Here is a 17,653-nt window from a genome sequence, read left to right on the forward strand (position 1 = left end):
GTTTTAAAATGAAAATAGTAAGCTCACAGTAATTCTTATGGATTAGGCAGTGCATTAGATAATCATGCGATCAACACTTAACTAAATCCGGAATCTAAACCGTAAACATTTTGCTTACAGGCAATTCAAGCAATCCAAGGCAATTACATATATGAAGGACGTGAGTCCGATGATGCAGGAAAGTTTGAACAAATCCGGATACATCCGGAACCTGAAATCTGAAATCCGAAATGTTAAAAAACACCGGTTTTTCAGGTCTCCAAGATAGTCTTTATTCACTAATTGTCAAGTAATTACTTTGATTTTACCCCAAATTTGGGCATAATTCCGCTTGACTTTTGGTAAAACCACCATCAGGGATTTGGCCGAATGGCCAAAAAACTTGGTAAAGGGAAATAAAGTATGTATTCAGGTTAAACATATCAGGACCAGTATTTACACTACTTTGGCAATAAACCGGAATTCTTAATACCTGCAAGGATTCAATTCGGCCTTCTTTAAATGGCATTCTTCAAACCGCTTTGCACTCTTTTCGGTAATCAAAAATCTACCACAAACATAAGCACAGAAAAAAAAATTCCTAATCGAAATTCACGCACTTATCCAGCTATACTTCCACTTGTGTTTTAATACACTTCACTTGTCAAATTTTGGATACCAGATGAAAAATATTTCATTTTTTTTCAATAGAAATATTGTCACTCTTCTACAGATTTAATTCTATTCATTCAATGAAAAAGAGAATAAAATTCAATGCCCTGATTTTATAATTTGAACTCACTCATAAAACTATATATCATAAAATACAAATCAATAATTCCAACTTATTATTCAGGGTAACAATACAAATGAAAAAAATAAAAACGCAAATCAATCTCTGAATTAATACTATATGCCATCAAACTCTGCAACAGAAAAATAATTTTTAAATTCCATTACGAAGTAGAAATCGCCATCATTAAATATTGACTCAGATTATCCCTAAAAAATCGAAAAAACCTCCTACTTTTGCGGCAAATCGAAGCCCGGGATAAATGCCGGGAAATCAAGGTATGGAGCTGGAAAAAGAAATCGCCAAACGCAGAACATTTGCAATTATTAGTCACCCGGATGCCGGTAAAACAACGCTGACCGAGAAATTCCTCCTTTTTGGTGGCGCGATTGTTACTGCCGGGGCTGTAAAAAGCAATAAAATCCGCAAGACAGCTACTTCCGACTTCATGGAAATTGAAAAGCAAAGGGGAATCTCCGTTGCTACTTCCGTAATGGGTTTTGATTATATGGGACATCGTGTCAATATCCTCGATACTCCCGGTCACAAAGATTTCGCGGAAGATACCTATCGTACACTCACTGCAGTTGACTCCGTTATCCTCGTTGTGGATTGCATCAAAGGTGTCGAGGAACAAACGGAAAAACTAATGAACGTCTGCCGGATGAGAAATACACCGGTGATCATTTTCATCAATAAAATGGATCGTGAAGGAAAAGATCCTTTTGATCTGCTCGATGAATTGCAGGAAAAATTGCAGATCCACGTGCGTCCGCTCACATGGCCGGTGAGCCAGGGAGAATCCTTCAAGGGCGTGTACAGTTTGTACAACAACCAGATGAATCTCTTTGAACCAAGCAAGACAAAGATTTCAGAGAACATTGCCAAGATCAATAATCTTCAGGATGAAAAAATCGCGGATCTCATCGGAGAAAAATTCACCGAAAAACTCCGCGAAGATGTTCACCTGATCGAAGGAGTTTTTGAACCTTTCAATCGCGAATTGTACCGCGATGGATTACTTGCTCCTGTTTTCTTTGGGAGTGCCATCAACAATTTCGGAATCCGGGAAATGCTGGAAACATTCCTGGAGATCGCTCCCCCACCCTCTTCACGTGAAGCAGTAGAACGTGAAGTACAGGCTACGGAAAATAAATTCTCGGGATTCGTTTTTAAAATTCACGCCAACCTCGATCCAAATCACCGCGACAGGATCGCTTTTCTCAGAATCTGTTCAGGAAAATTTGAACGCAATAAATTTTACTTCCATACCCGCACCGAAAAGAAAATTCGCTTCAACAACCCGACAACATTCATGGCCAATGAAAAAAGTCTGATCGATGAAGCGTTCCCCGGCGATGTTGTGGGTTTATACGACAATGGAATTTTTAAAATCGGCGATACTCTTTCTGAAGGAGAAATGCTTCATTATACAGGTATCCCCAGCTTCTCTCCTGAAATTTTCAAGGAAGTTGAAAACAGAGACCCTTTCAAAACAAAGCAGCTTGAAAAAGGTATTCAGCAATTAACCGAAGAAGGTGTTGCTCAGCTTTTCACGCAACAACCCGGTAACCGGAAAATCATCGGTACTGTCGGCGAACTTCAGTTTGATGTAATCAAGTTCCGTCTCGAACACGAATACGGCGCGAAGAGCGATTTCCGTACACTGAATTTCAACAAAGCATACTGGATCACTGCTGATACCAATGCCCAACTGGATCAATTCATCAGCTTACGTGCAAATGCAATTGCTTACGATAAAGAAAATCGTCCTGTTTATTTTTCAGAAAATGACTGGATGATGAAACTCATCAAGCAAAGCGCGGCAGGAATTCATTTCCACACTACTTCGGAATTTAATCAGTGGGAGAAAACAGAAGTGTAATTTTTTTCTGATTCAAAAATAGATTTGGGAGTACTCTGCCATTTATTGAGCGGTAGCTTCGTAATAAACTTTCTTCATATCATTAAACAGATATTGATAGAACGTCTTTTCATCCAAAATAACCGTGAGATCCCCATTCATCCCTATCTGAACAAGGTTTTTCAGATGACCGAAATTATCCATCTTCACTTTCATAGAGAAAGATCCATTTTCATCAGGAGTAAGACTGAGATTATCGACATGCCCCTGGATGGTTCCCCATTCATAAAACGGAAATGAAGAAACTTTCAGGACTGCACGGTTGTTTACTCTCACACGACCAACCAATGCAGGCGGACTTTTCACCCAGGCATACAGGGAAGAACTGCTATACATCACTTTTATCAGGATTCCACCTTCTTTCAGCTGCTTCTCTCCTTCAAAAATATAGGATACGATTCCATTTCCCTTTGCTACCAGAATCAGATCATTATCCACCAGTTGAAAATCGCCAAATGTATTCCGGATTTTATTTTTTGCCAGTTCGTATTGATTGACAAGTGAAATAGAATCGTACTTTGTATCAATCGCCAATTTTCCAAGTTCATCCCCAAAACTGCTATTATCCAGAAGCGATTGCTCGTTCATAGAGCTGAGATTAAATTTGGCTTTTTGGTATTCCTGCCGTGCACTGGTAAGCGCATCAGCGGCTTTGAGTTTTTTTGTTTCGGATTCTACGAGTTCATATTTTGAAATATGTCCTTCATCAAAAAGTTTTTTGTTGAGTTCATGCTTTTGAGCGGCATCATCACTCTCGTACTGCAATCTGGCAGAATTGCTCTTCCAGGTACTGTCAAGCACCTGCAATTCGTGTTCTGTCTCCTGAATCCGTGAATCGTTCTTTCGAATCCGGGTGGTAATCATTTCTTTTTGCTTTTGGATCGAAAGAACTTTTTGATTGGAAAAAATCTGCAAATTCTTTTCCGCTTCCACATAGCTGTTGACAAGCGCTACGATCTCCGGAGAAGTGATACGCATCAACGTCTGACCTTTGGTAACCGCTTTCCCGGGTTCAGTATAACTTTCAAGGATATAAACAGGATATGAAAAGCGGTAGATTTCTTCAGACTGATCACTCTTCACAACAAATGGAAGTTCTACCTGATCCGGGAATTTTATAAAGATCGCGAGAATGGAAAACAACAGACACAAGCCACCGCCTATGTAAACAAGTTTACGCAGGGCACTTTTACGAACATCTTTCACCGGAACATCTTCGTCCCAGTATATTCGTTCGTATTGTTGTGGATCTAATTCGTCAGTCTCTGCCATGTGTTTTCATTTTGTTTTGATCTTCCCGGAGCAATCAAACAGTCAATTCATTTTTATATATCAGATGAATGCACTGTTCAGACCAAATCAATAGTCGACATACGTCTTCATAAATTTATAATACAACCCTTCAAGTTTTATCAGCTCATCGTGGTGTCCATCTTCAACGATCTCACCCTGTTCAAGCACCCAAACGCGGTCGGCATTCTTCAGCGTGTTCAAACGGTGGGCGATGGAAATGATCGTCTTCCCTTTGAAATGAGTCCGGATATTGTTCATGATGATAGTCTCCGACTCAATATCCAGCATACTGCTGGCTTCATCGAGGATAATCACATCCGGATTACTCAGGAACAAACGCGCAAAGCCGATTTTAAGTTTTTGTCCGCCTGATAAATTTCCACCCGTATCCCCTACTTTGTGATTATAACCAAGGTATAAACTCTTCACATAATCGTGCAGGTTCGCAAGCTTCGCGGCCTGAATAATCGCGTCAAGATCCGCATCCAGATTACCGAATTGAATATTCTCTTTTATCGTCCCGGAGAAAATATAAATATCCTGAGGGAATAAAAAGACTTTGGAACGTAATGCGGTTGGGTTTATTCTTCTTAATTCATGCTGGTCAACAAGAATCTCTCCTTCATAATCCGGATAGAGATTCACCAGCAATTTTACGAGGGTCGTTTTACCGGAACCATTTCTTCCAACAATACCAATGGATTCTCCCTTGTTTACTTCCAGGTTGATATTCTTGATCGTATAATCATCCTGGGAACCGCTGTACTTGAAATGCAAATTCTTAAGGGTAATTTTATCCGTGGTGAAATTATTCACAAGTTCAAGCATGTTGGTGTTCTCTGTCTCCTGCATCAACACTTCATTGAGACGGCCAAGACTGACCCAAAGTTCTGTGATGTTGTACCAGATCAGACCCAAACTGTTCAGGGAATTCATCACCACCACAAAAATCGCGGTAAAGGCAAGATATTGACCGATGGTGATTTCATTGTTGAAGGTCATGTAGGCACCCAGCCAGAAAATAGAAATCTGGCTCAGGTAAAACAGACTGCGCTGTAAAGAATGCAGCATCGCGTTCTTTGATTCAGAAGCCATGACCACATTCAATGCCTTTTTATACTTGTTCTTCCATTGCCAGAATTTAAAATTCTCGAGAGACAACAGTTTTACAGTTTTGATACCGAGAAGAGAGTCCAGGAACTCCCCGAGTGTTTCAAGATTTTTATAAAATACTTTATACACGAGCAGACGCATCACCGGCGCATAGTATAAAGTGAAGATGAAGAAGATCACCACAAAACACAGTGCCAGTAATCCAAGCTTCAGATTGTAAAACAACAACACAGGCAGGTAAAGCAGGATAAACAAGATATCCACGATACTCTCTATCACCGCAGGATTGACCAACTGACGGATGGTGATATTCTCCTGGAAACGTGCCATAAAATCTTCACGCTTGTTGTTGTCATAATACTTCTGCCGGAGCGATATGAAGTGTCTGAAAAACCGACTGAAGAAATCCAGCTCAAAATTAATCTGCAGTTGTATGAGCAAAACATTTCGGACATATATCAACAGAATCTGCGTAAGGAAAATTCCCGACATCCCGACAAGGATCGCCACCAGCAATTGCTTGTTCTGGTTCACGAGTACATCATCAACGATGAGCTGGGTGAAGAACGGAATAGCCAGACCCAGAAATTGCAAAAAGAATGTGGCCAGCAGCACCTCGATGATAACAGGTTTCAAGGATGTGATTACCGGAGCATAGAATTTCTTCCAGAGAGATTTCTTCTCTTTCATAAATTCTTCTACCGCTTCGGTCAGATCCTTATTCTTAAAAATCTCAGGCGTAGGCTCAACAACAAGGATGATTCCATTCCAACGGTTGAGGAATTCCTTCTTGGTCAGCTTATCCTTTCCATAGGCCGGATCAGCGATCCATACATGGGTTTTGGACCATTTGTAAATAACAATAAAATGAACCCCGTTATAATGCGCGATGCAGGGCATCTGAACCTCTGCAAGGTGTTCGTAAGCGTGCAACTCATAACCATCCGCCTTAAAACCAAATTGCTCGGCCAGTTCGGCCATATTGTACAAACTGGTTCCTTCGGTGGTGACTTCACCGAGTTTGGTCAGCAAAGTCTGAATGTTGTAATACCCGTAATGCTTGAAAATCATGGCAAGACAAGTCGTGCCACATTCCATCATTCCGGTTTGTTGTATAAAGGGAAAAGACTTGTTTAACTTCACAAATGATTCAATTTAAGTCAATTCTACTAAATCTGGCTTAACTGAAAGAACAATCAAAGCCTCTTTAATGTTGTTTGAATTTCAGTACTTCCACATTTCTAAACACACGGTTTTGACAAATTATCCAATATACCTGTATGCTTTGAGCCAAATATAATTATTTCCACAAGAACTAAGGGCCAAATAGAAAGGTAAATCAGTAAACAAGCATAGGAATTTCACGCGAAAAACGCAAACGAGCATACTCAGGAATTAGAAAAAATCATTCAAGTGCCTGAATCTTACCACTTAGCAATGATTCAGTATTTTTGACAAAATGCAATTTCATTTGCCTGTTCAGCAGGAAAAACGAATTATCAAATGCTTTGATTACAAATTTTGTGGAACAAAGATCTTACATGAGTTTCATTCAAAAGAATGAACTCAATTCTTAAAAAATAATCCCTACCTGAAATTACATATTTCAGAATTGACCTAAAAAGCATCTAACAGTTCCAAAGTTTCAGGAACAACTAAATGAACTCTATGAAATCTGTCCCTTACCTTTGATTTGAGTGTTGCGATGCAATGGAGTTTGTCCACCTTTCACTTTTTTCAATTCAGAAGCATCCAACTTCCTGTCGGATTTTTTAATGTTTTCTGATTTTTTGTTTGGAGTTTTCATGACTTTGATTTTAAACTATAAGACCATGAAGAATAAAACGAATAAAAGAAAAACGTTCTAAATCACATACAAGTATACAAAAAAACAGGGCAATTTCCTAATATAATTATGCACAAATGGTGCATAGAAATCAACAGCGCATTCAAATTTTAATTTAAAAAATCAATCTCTTTTTCAGTTGATCACAACAGGAGCACTAAAATTCTCATTTCACCACTTTCGCCTTCTCCACAATCACTTCGAAAAAATATCCGGAGCCAAAATCTTTATCCAGATCCACAATTCCTTCAATCGTGATAACGTCTCCTTCTTTTGCAAATTGATCAGAAGTGACTGTCAAATCAAACTTGCCGGAAAACTGTGTGCCATCCTGCAGGTGAATCCAGTTTCTTCCCATGATGTCGGAACTGAATTTCACAACCTGTCCTTTTACCTTTACACTTTTTCCCCGAAAGTCTTGTTTGCCGTTATACAAATCCGCGATACTTGTCCCACCCGGGATCGCTTCTATTTTGATACCATGCTCAGGAACAGCTTTCACTGAAGTCTTTCTCGAATCACTCGCATGTCCTGATGTATTTTTCCCTTCTTCTTCTTCTTTTTTCAAAGTCAGTTTCGCGAGAAATAAAATCTCCTTGAAATTTCTGTTCAGCTCCTTGCTGAAAAAATTAGTCATGGGAGCCGCGTCATCATAGGTATAAACCTGTCCGACTTTCGCCGGAATTTTTACAATGGCCAGCCATTCCTCTTTATCCCCTTCCATAACTCTCAAATATGAATAGCCGCTTGTTTGAAGCACCTCCTTCACAACAACGGTATGTTTCACAACCGGGGTAGTATCCATCGGAACGGTATCCGCTGCAGTAACAGGAACAGGAATAATTGTTTTGCTTGAAAATTCAGGGCTGGTGCTCAATCCACCAAGAAATAAGATGTCACTAAAGGTTCGGTTCAGTTCTTTACTTTGAAATTCTCCCATTTGCAGACCACTTTCATAGTAGTAGTTCATCCCTACAGTTGGCTCTACCAAAGGCAATGCAAGCCACAATGAAGAATCCTTTCCGTCTATTACTTCTTTTACTTTCAGGTAAGTGTAGTTCTTTGTCTGCAAAACGGAATCAAGAACTACTTTGTGTTTGTAATAACGCGGAGACTCCTGTGCAAATACAGCACCGGTGATCAACAAAACCAAAACAAGCAGGAGACTCTGAAGAATTTTCATTTTGTAGAATTATTATACAGAATTAATTACTGAGCATTTCCGGAAAGCGATTTATAAATAGCCAACTCCTTATCCGCTCTCTCGATATCGCCATTTTTCCTGAGGATAACAGAGAGATTATGATGAGACTTACTATGGCGGGCATCGATTCGAATATTTTCTTCAAGGATCTGTATCGCCTTTTTCATTTTATTGACATTGGAATAACAGGTTGCCAGATCGCAACGGATATTGATATCGGCAGGATCAATCGCCAGTGCTTTTTCATAGAACTCAATAGCTTTGGTATCCTGCTGACTATCGTAATAAATATTACCGAGGTTGGTTAAGGCTGCATAATTCTTTGGATCCTGGTTATATATTTTCAAGAAATGATAGGCAGCTTTAATCAGATCTCCTGATGAATAATATCTCGTAGCCAGCATGGTTCTCATTTCAATATTTGAAGTATCCTTGCTTAGCTCCTCTTCCAGGAGTGCAAAATCATTGACGGGTTGCTCAACCGCCGGAGCGTCCGGAATTTTTCTTTCCTGTTCGGAATTGCATGCAGCGAAAACAGAAAATGAAATAAACATTATTCCAATAAAGAATCTGGGTAACATATCAATAAACTTTAAGAGTTCATTTACTTATTTTGACATCTTCCATCAATACTTCATAGTAATATCCGAAGCCAAAATCTTTGTCAAGAGTAATCGTTCCTTCAACTGTAATCTTATCCCCGACTTTGACCTCCTGGTCAGTTGTGACAACTAAATCAAACTTTCCTGAAAAATCAGTTCCATCCTGCAAATGGATCCAGTTCTTCTTCATGATTCCGGAATTGAATTTTGTAACCTGTCCTTTTACTTTGATGGATTTCCCGGCATATTTCGCTTTGTTCTCATAAAGACTTGCAATCGTGATATCGTCTTTATCGTGTTTAACACTCACTTCCTTCTTTTCAGGTTGAACAGATGAACCGGTTGAAACAGCTTGTTTATTTTGCGTGTTTACTTCTGCCACAGCGGTAGTCGCACCCGGATGCTTGGAAAGATTGTCAACAAAATATACTTCATCGAAAGTTCTTTTCAACTCCTTACTTGCAAATGCAGTCATTTTCAATCCACCCTGGAAATAATACGTATCGCCAATTGAAGCTTCCATCTTGGTCACAGCAAGCCAAATGTCTTTACCGCCTTCTGCTGCCCTTAAATACGTATACTGATTAGTCTGTAATACTTCTTTTACAACGACGGTATGCATCGCCGAAGGAACAGCTTCTTCTGAAGTTACAGGTGCCGCATCCGACATTCCGCCGGTTGAAACATTTGCTTCTTCTTGCATTGCCGGGGTTTCAGTCTTCTCAGCTATTTCCGGACTGCTACTGATATTATCCAGAAACAGGATTTCGTCAAAGGTTTTGTTCAGCTCTTTACTCACAAAATTTTTCATTACTAAACCATCTTTGTAATAGTACGTCTCGCCGGCAGTCGCCTGCATTTTTGGTAAAGCAAGCCAGGCTTCCTTTCCATCTTCCATCACATTCAGGTAAGTATATTGATTGGTTTGCAAAACTTCTTTTACCACTGCCATGTGTACACCTGATTTCGTGGCGGATTGGCCTGACTGTTGATCAGATTGACAAGCGGTGAAAAAGGAAATCAGAATCGCTAAGAATACTATATTTTTCATTGGATAATTATTTTCTAATATGAGAAATCAATGTGTATTTGAATCTATGTGATTGTGAATTCTTGAATCCCGGATTTTCGCGATAACCATTAATAGAACTATAGAGAAAATCGCGATCCAGGCCCAAACCGGGAATATTGCATGATCACCTGCACCATAACTATGCATTCCTTTTGAGAGAAAATAATTCACTCCGAAAAATGTCATCAGTACACTTCCATAACTTAGTACTGAGGCAACATTAAAGAGATATTTTCCGCTTAATTTAGGAATGAATCGTAAGTGCAACAATAAGGTATAAGTGATGACAATGATCAAAGCCCAGGTTTCTTTCGCGTCCCATCCCCAATACCTTCCCCAGGATTCATTCGCCCAAACACCTCCAAGAAAAGTACCGACTGTCGCGAGCACAATTCCTATAGTCATGTTCATCTCGTTGATATGTGTTAATTCGAGAATAAGCATATCCAGTCGTTTGTGGTTCTCTTTTGTTTTAAAAATATAGAGGAAAAGATTCATGATCCCCAATACAAATCCTAAACCGAGAAATCCATAACTAATGGTAAGCACTGCCACGTGAATAATCAACCAGTACGATTTCAATACAGGTGTGAGATTTGTAAGTTGCGGATCATAACTGCTGTGACTTGCTGTCATCAATATAAAAAATGCCAATAAGGATGTAGCTGCCAGTGTGATCTTGGAATAACGGATAAAGCTGAACCCGGCCAGCAATGTTCCCCAGGCGACCAACAACAAAGCTTCGTAACCATTGCTCCATGGCGCGTATCCCAGAAGATAAGATCTCAGCGCCATTCCGAAGGTGTGATACAAAAATGCCAACCCGAGCAGGAAGATGCTTACATTCAGCATCACAGTGATCAGTTTGCTTTTTTTGGTTTTTACATTGTCAATAAAGGCAAGCAACAAGAGCACAAGGCTGAGTACAGAATAAACATTACGCAGCACAATAAAAATCTGGGCTTTGTTGTAATATATTTCGAGGTTGATTTTACTTTCAGAAGGCAACAAACCGGCGTCTTTTCCCTGGCGCTGAATTCCTGAGATATAAACAAGAATCTTTTCCGGACGTGTATAATCACCCGACTCCATACTTTTCAAAACTTCCCTGAAATATTCCCGCATCAGGTTGTTGTAATTAAGAACTGGCAATTGCAAATCCTGGTTGATTACTTTCACAACTCCCTGCAGTGGTACATTCGCGGCTTTTTCATCCCAACTCACCCACTTATTATTCGGCGAATTCTGTTCAGGAAAAATCTTCAGAATATTTACCTGAAAAACCATCATGAACACATTCATGCGTTCATCCACTTTAATTATTTCCTTGTCGAAATTATTTCGTTCAACAGGTTTCTTCCGGAACGCAGATTCAGCGTAACTCTGCAATTTGTATTGTGATTTTTCATCAAAGAAATCCAGGAATGAAGCGGTTTTGGTATTAATTCCAATCAAATCCCTGACAGATTGTTCTTTGATGTAGACTAGTTTCTGCTTTTTCCAGAATTCCGGATTCAGCATCATGTCCATGAATACCTGCATGGCATCCATCTCCCCTCTTTCTTCAATAAAAAACTTATCCTTTCGGGTAATTTTATGCAGGACATCGTAAGCAAGAGAATTCACCGGTTCAAATCGTCCATCAATGGTCTGAGTAACCAGATGTCCAAATTTTTCAGCATGCTCCGCGTTGACAACGGGCAATACTTTCTCTTCTCCAAACACAGTTGTGCTCAGTGCAAGCAAAGCAAACAAAGGCAAAATCGCTTTTCTGCTTCTGCGAAGAATCGCGATATTGTGTCTGAGAGTAAGGAATCGTGAACGACGATTGAAGAGTGTAATGATGAATCCCAGGGTAAGCAAAATGTAACCTATGTAGGAAATCCATGTGCCCCAAAAATCATGATTTACGGAAAGAATCGTTCCCTTTTCATCTTGATCATACGAAGATTGAAAAAAACGGAATTGATCATAGTCCAACACATTGTTCATGAAAATACGATGGTTCAGTTTTATTCCTGTTCTGCTGTCTACAACCATCACTTCGCTGGCATACGATGAAGGACTTTCAGATCCCGCGTAACGCTCCAGGATGAACTTCTTCAGGAATATGGAGAACGGAAGTTTGATTTCCTTTTTTCCATAAGCGATATTTATCGGAAAGCCATCCACTTTGAAAGTTGAATATTCAGCAACCTGGTCAGGAGAAAACAAGAGCTGAACATTTTCCGTCTTCGCGCCGTCTGATATAGCCAGATCCAAAGCATCAGAACCGGTTTCTTCACCATCTGAACTCACGAGTTTACGAGTAGCTCTATGGTAATTGTTTGCAAAAAAGAAAACCGCGTCCTGCACATTGTACAATCTGCCTTTGACAAATTCAGCTGTAGAATCCGAAGGAATGGTCACACTGGTCTTTTCAGCCATGTTTGATTGTGTGATTTCAAAGGGAGAAATTAATGTCAGCATACCATCCTTCTCATTCACCCTGATTGCACCGGGAAACTTGTCGCTATTAAATGCAATCGTAATCTGACCGATCTTCAAGGATTCACCACTTGGAATAAATTCTTTCTTACGACCGGTTTCAGATGCTACCACCAATTCCAGCAAATCAGTTCCTCCTTCTGAATTCTCCTCAACCTTCTCAACAGCATTGGCGATATAACCTTTGCATTCAACAGAAATTTTTCCTTTCCCTTCAGCATCGATAGTAGCCTGGAATTTATTTTTCAGATACGGACTAAAATTCACCGGGATTATTTTCTCATGCATTCCATCTTTCTCTTTCACAGATATCATCATGAACGGATCCGAACTGTAGAGGATATTGGAAGATTCACCTTCACGAATGTGCATATTACCTTCATAGCCAAAATACCTCGTTACACCTGCCCCAAGTATCATCACAATAAAAGCGAGGTGAAAGATCACTCCACCAACCCGCTCTCTGCGAAACATGTGAAATGGTTTAATATGGCCTATAAAGTTTAATGCAAGCAATAAAAACATGAGTTCAAACCACCATGAGTTATAAATCAATACTCTTGCTGTTACTGTATCGTATTTGTCCTCCAGAAATGTTCCGGATGCCATAGCCACCGCAAGCGCGATCAGCAACACAACCATTGTCTTCGAGGAAAACAAAACACCTGAAATACGTTTCATAATATTATTCTATAAACTTAATTTAGATTCCATCACCTGCAAGCATATTCATCTTTGGCTTCTCGCTATACATCCGGAGTTTTGCTTTTAAAAGAAGGGATCTGAATGAACTTAGAACCACAATCATTCGTCCTTTCATTTTCCTCTTCAGGAAATCTTTTCAATCCACTCAAACCCCTCATAACCCCTTAATTTGCAATACAATGAACCAATGAATAAATAAGGCCTTCTCCTATTAATTACTATCAAAAATGGGGATACCTGAGGTTTTTTAACATGACAGTCATCATATTACCAAGGTCAAAAAAGATGACCTTAATTCAGTCTTTTACTCTCTGGAAAAACACATCAAGGAACTCTGCCTGATCATTCAGAAAATAACTTACACTGAAAATACGAACCAGGAACCCGTTGCTTAAGCAATACGGATCGGAAAAATCAATCAGGACAATATGAATACAAAGCGTATACTTTGAAATCAGAAGCCCTTACCTAACGTAGCTCTTTTCACTATGACAGCCGGGAGCGCAACTGCCACCTTTAGGAAGTTTCACAAATTTTATCGGCATTTCCCATTCACCGAATTTTACCTGGTCCGCGATGAGAAATAGATTATTGGACGCATGCACGTCATGACAATTCACACAATTTCTTCCCTTCTCCTTGTTTACATGCAGGAAATGCATATTCTTCTCTCCGTTCCTGAAACCGGTAGCCTCTGAAGTCTCAGCTTCTTCATACAAAGAACTTTCATGGCAATCAAGGCAAAGTGCATAATTCAGCTTCTGAGCTGCCGCGTAATTGCCGGCAGGAAATGATTTAACGAGTAAATTTTTATTTTCAGAATAATGCGGACTATGGCAAACAGAACAACCGTTATTTTCAATCGCACCATGAACGTATTTACTCTTTGTGATCATCTTTTTCATGTCCTTAATAATCCGGTCACCGGAAGCAATAGGCTTATCATGACAGGACAAACAGATATCCGGTTCCGGTGAAATAATCATTCTCTTTTCCGGTGAAGAATGTGGTGAATGACAGCTCACACATGATTTATTATCCTTCAGAGCTCCATGTTGAACCGCGGCTGCTTCAACTGATGTTTGTAAATCATTGTGACAGGAATAACACAAGCCCGGAGGTTTTGCGGACAGGAGGCCCTCATTCTTTGAACTGTGTACATCATGACAGGAAAAACAATCCCCCTCTTTTAACGGAGAATGTACCACTTCTTTCATAATATTTTTTTCTTCATGACAAGAAAAACACAAGGCAGGGACATCTTTCACCAGTTTAAAGCCTTCCACATCTTCCTTCGGATGCACCTCACCATTGCTCTGATGGCACTTATCACATTCGTACATCACCGGCTTGTGCACAACCTTCTTCTCTGTTAACTTCCCATGACAGTCCAGGCAACTATTGGTCACAGACGTAATTTGCCCGGCAACTTTTGGTTGAATACCTGATAAAAGTATTGCCAGAATTACAAACAGTCGTTTCATAATTTTTTGCATTAGAAATTTCTTGCTAACTGAATATATGCCCCTTTATATTTCGTCTTACTGTTGACACTTTGATTCCAGTACAACTCGGTACCCGCAGACAAAAACAGATTATGCAGATTGGTAGAGAGTTCAAGTTTCGCTGTATGAACATCAATATCCACCCCAATTCCATTCATGGAACGGTACATATAATCCACGTTAACTTTTAAATTTTCGGTTACAGAATATGCTACTTTTGAGGACAGATCAATATCCCGTCTCCTTGCAAGCTCATTGTTCATCTGGTAATCGGTATAATTTCCATTGAACGTAATGTAAATTTTGCGATACATTTTCTGGTAATTCACAAAGTACTTGATGCCTTCATACGGAAGCAAACTGCTGCGTGTATATTCGTACTCCGCTCCTGCTTTCAGATAGTAGAAATCGAGACGGAAACCAACAACATGTCTGGTAAAATAATTTAGTGCCTGAGTTTCTGTCTTGCTTTGGTCGCTATATCCCTGAGTATTGTAACGATAGTACACATTGAGTAAATCTTTAAACAACCACAGGTCCACATTCACATTGTTATTGTTCATGGAATAAAATCCATTCGGTTTATGTGCCGAATAATCTACATACACAAGAGCATTATTCGGAATCAATCCACCTGGGATTCTGATTATTTCCGCATAAGGGCTCCTGTCCACTACGATATAATCAATATTCAACTGATAAACTGTACTGCCATTAATATTTTTCACGACAATCGATTCAATATTTACATACTGATTATTCAGCAGTGTAATCTGGTTATCGGCTAGGATCTTTTCCTCACGAATAATATTTACTGTTGAAGGATGCGCTTCCACTTCCTGGTATTCATTGTAGTAGATATACGACAGCCATAATTTCCCATTCCTCAAATTTTTTACATATTTCAAATCAACACTGGTCCGATTTCTTTTTTCGAGATAGGTACTTTGGTCGGACTCGCTGTATTCCCATGCCACGCGTGAAAACAAACTTTCATAAAGCTGATGACCCAAAGCGCTTTCAAATCGTTGATAATTGTAGTCCTCAATCACTTGCTTCGTTTTACGAAGGTTATAACTATTGGTAAGAACAAAACGTTTTGGCAAACGAAAATTCAGATTTTCCTGCATCGCGAAATTATCAAAGCGATTCGTACCCTTGTCAGTCGTCTTCGCCAAGGAAGAAGAAAACGTAACATGCTTTTTCGAGTCAAAAGAAACTTCATTATTCAATTCAAAGAAATCAATATTGTTGATAATTCTGCTTGGCGTAATAAAGCCAACATCGTTTTGCAAACTGGTATTGTCCGTATGCAGATACATAAAGGAATGGTAATCCAGCTCACTGAAGGATTTATTAGCGGTAGCCTGGTACAAATACTGGTCAACTTTGAAACTCCGTTCTGTATCCAGAATTCTTTGATTATTTTTTTGATGAGAAAAACCCAAAGTAAAAGGCATTACTTTATTCAAATAACTGAATGTAGCTCCTTTGTAATTGCTCTTGGAGCTGATCCTTGTAATGTTGTCGATGTTTTGCAGACTATTGTATACACTCGCATTGGTAGTCAGTGTAAAACTCTTCTTTCTGAAAAATTGCGCGGAAGCATCCCATCCTTCATTCGTATTCTTCTCTGAATTATCAGGAAGACCGATATAACTGCTTCTTCTTGTTTCAGGGTTGAATATTCCGTTAAAATTCACCAGCATAAAATTCGGATGCACAAAATAACTTTGTGTGCGACCCTGTAGAATTCCATTCAGGTAGGACTCCGAATGTTTGTTGTAAAAACCGCCGTTCCAGGTTTCGGATTCTCTGTAATTACCCCTCAAACTTACCTGGCCTGACAAAGAAGTGAGTCTCCATATTTTGAATGGACTTTGATCTGTTTGGGAATAAGCACTCATTCCCATCAGGAGCAAATAAAACAATATGGATTTAACTTTTTTCACTACTTACTAATTTTCAAATTTCATATTTTAATTCAAAGCAAATTTTTGTTTATTGTTTTTGAAGCGTATCCGGCTCAACTGCAGGCAGCAGCTCATTTTGCTGCAATGTATCCTGTCTTACAATCACTGTGTCCTTTAGCTCTTTAATGGTATCCGTCGCATGTATCACATTTGCGGGCTGTTCGACCTCTAAGGTTTTTAATGGCATGAGAGACTGCACAAGTATGAAACGATCACCGCCACCATGAGGATTATGACATTGGGTACAATTTGCCTTTTTGTTTTTCTTATGTACTGGATTGTCAAAGACCAACTCTGAATTGTGGCAGCTAAAGCACAATTGTTGTCCTTCCTTTACAAGGTATTTTGGTTTTTTTGATGTATGCGAATCATGACAGGTAGTACAACTCTCAACAGCGACCGGACCATGGAGATGGTTGAATTTCGAATTGAAATTTTCATGACACGAATAACAACTTGCACCGGTAAGCAAACCCGTGTTTTCACCGCCATGGGGATTATGACATGTCGTGCAGGATTTGTCTTCGATCTTTTCGTGCATTTTGTTTTTCATTATCTCCACAGGAGAATGGCAATAAAAACAAACATCCTGTCCATCACGAGTTAAAAGTTTGCTGAACTTGGTCATGTGCTGATCGTGACAGGACATACAATTTCCGGAGCCAACCGGGCCATGTAGAATTTTATATTTTTCATTGAAATTGTCATGGCAGGTAAAACACAATTCCGGTAAAGGTTTCAACAGAGCATTACTAAATCCTTCCGCGTGACAACTTTTGCAATTGTCTTCTTCGTAAGGCTTATGCATAAAATACTCCGGCTTCACCACTTTGACAACCTCAACAACATTGTTCAGTGAATCTACAGTCACCACAACTTCTGTTTGCCGGTTTGGATTGGGCACTCCATCAAAGAGAAAATTCAGAATACGAAATTGTTTTTCAGGAGAACATCCTGACATCAGGATGGTGATGAAAACGACAACAGCCAAAAGCTTGAAGACTCGCGATTCTCCTGCACTTCTCATAAAAATCCCGGATGGAAATAACAGTAATAAATCATGACTAAATCGCTTTCACATCCGATCAAAACTACAAAGTTCATGCAGGTAGCAATATGACTTTCAGCAGTTTTTGAGAAATTGGAGAATGACTTTC

General features: G+C 39.5%; 11 protein-coding genes. 1 reads left to right on the forward strand and 10 read right to left on the reverse strand.

Going from position 1 to position 17,653, the window contains the following annotated elements:
* Positions 1–1,052 precede the first annotated feature (1,052 nt).
* Positions 1,053–2,657 (forward strand): peptide chain release factor 3, encoded by a 1,605-nt coding sequence (locus IPP86_17345; protein ID MBL0140265.1) that lies wholly within the window; start codon positions 1,053–1,055, stop codon positions 2,655–2,657.
* A gap of 42 nt (positions 2,658–2,699) precedes the next feature.
* Here the strand turns inward: IPP86_17345 and IPP86_17350 are convergent, their stop codons facing one another.
* From IPP86_17350 to IPP86_17395, 10 genes are all read right to left on the reverse strand, one after another.
* Complete coding sequence (locus IPP86_17350; protein MBL0140266.1) at positions 2,700–3,968, reverse strand: hypothetical protein; 1,269 nt, start codon at positions 3,966–3,968, stop codon at positions 2,700–2,702.
* A gap of 87 nt (positions 3,969–4,055) precedes the next feature.
* Positions 4,056–6,245, reverse strand: coding sequence for a peptidase domain-containing ABC transporter (locus IPP86_17355; protein ID MBL0140267.1), 2,190 nt, complete (start codon positions 6,243–6,245; stop codon positions 4,056–4,058).
* 523 nt (positions 6,246–6,768) lie between these two features.
* Positions 6,769–6,909: a hypothetical protein gene (locus tag IPP86_17360; protein MBL0140268.1), complete on the reverse strand. Its 141-nt coding sequence runs from the start codon at positions 6,907–6,909 to the stop codon at positions 6,769–6,771.
* A gap of 205 nt (positions 6,910–7,114) precedes the next feature.
* Positions 7,115–8,131, reverse strand: a complete 1,017-nt coding sequence (locus IPP86_17365; GenBank protein MBL0140269.1) for an OB-fold nucleic acid binding domain-containing protein — start codon at positions 8,129–8,131, stop codon at positions 7,115–7,117.
* 26 nt (positions 8,132–8,157) lie between these two features.
* On the reverse strand, positions 8,158–8,733 hold the full coding sequence (locus IPP86_17370) for a tetratricopeptide repeat protein (protein MBL0140270.1): 576 nt from the start codon (positions 8,731–8,733) through the stop codon (positions 8,158–8,160).
* 19 nt (positions 8,734–8,752) lie between these two features.
* On the reverse strand, positions 8,753–9,805 hold the full coding sequence (locus tag IPP86_17375; GenBank protein ID MBL0140271.1) for an SH3-like domain-containing protein: 1,053 nt from the start codon (positions 9,803–9,805) through the stop codon (positions 8,753–8,755).
* A gap of 27 nt (positions 9,806–9,832) precedes the next feature.
* Complete coding sequence (gene ccsA / locus IPP86_17380) at positions 9,833–12,994, reverse strand: cytochrome c biogenesis protein CcsA (GenBank protein ID MBL0140272.1); 3,162 nt, start codon at positions 12,992–12,994, stop codon at positions 9,833–9,835.
* 488 nt (positions 12,995–13,482) lie between these two features.
* Positions 13,483–14,502: a cytochrome c3 family protein gene (locus IPP86_17385; GenBank protein ID MBL0140273.1), complete on the reverse strand. Its 1,020-nt coding sequence runs from the start codon at positions 14,500–14,502 to the stop codon at positions 13,483–13,485.
* Positions 14,503–14,513: 11 nt separating this feature from the next.
* Entirely contained in the window at positions 14,514–16,475 is a 1,962-nt protein-coding gene (locus IPP86_17390) for a hypothetical protein (GenBank protein ID MBL0140274.1), read from the reverse strand.
* Between the two features lie 49 nt (positions 16,476–16,524).
* Positions 16,525–17,523: a hypothetical protein gene (locus tag IPP86_17395; GenBank protein ID MBL0140275.1), complete on the reverse strand. Its 999-nt coding sequence runs from the start codon at positions 17,521–17,523 to the stop codon at positions 16,525–16,527.
* Positions 17,524–17,653 lie beyond the last annotated feature (130 nt).

Source organism: Bacteroidota bacterium (assembly GCA_016720935.1).
Taxonomy (GTDB): Bacteria; Bacteroidota; Bacteroidia; order AKYH767-A; family 2013-40CM-41-45; genus JADKJP01.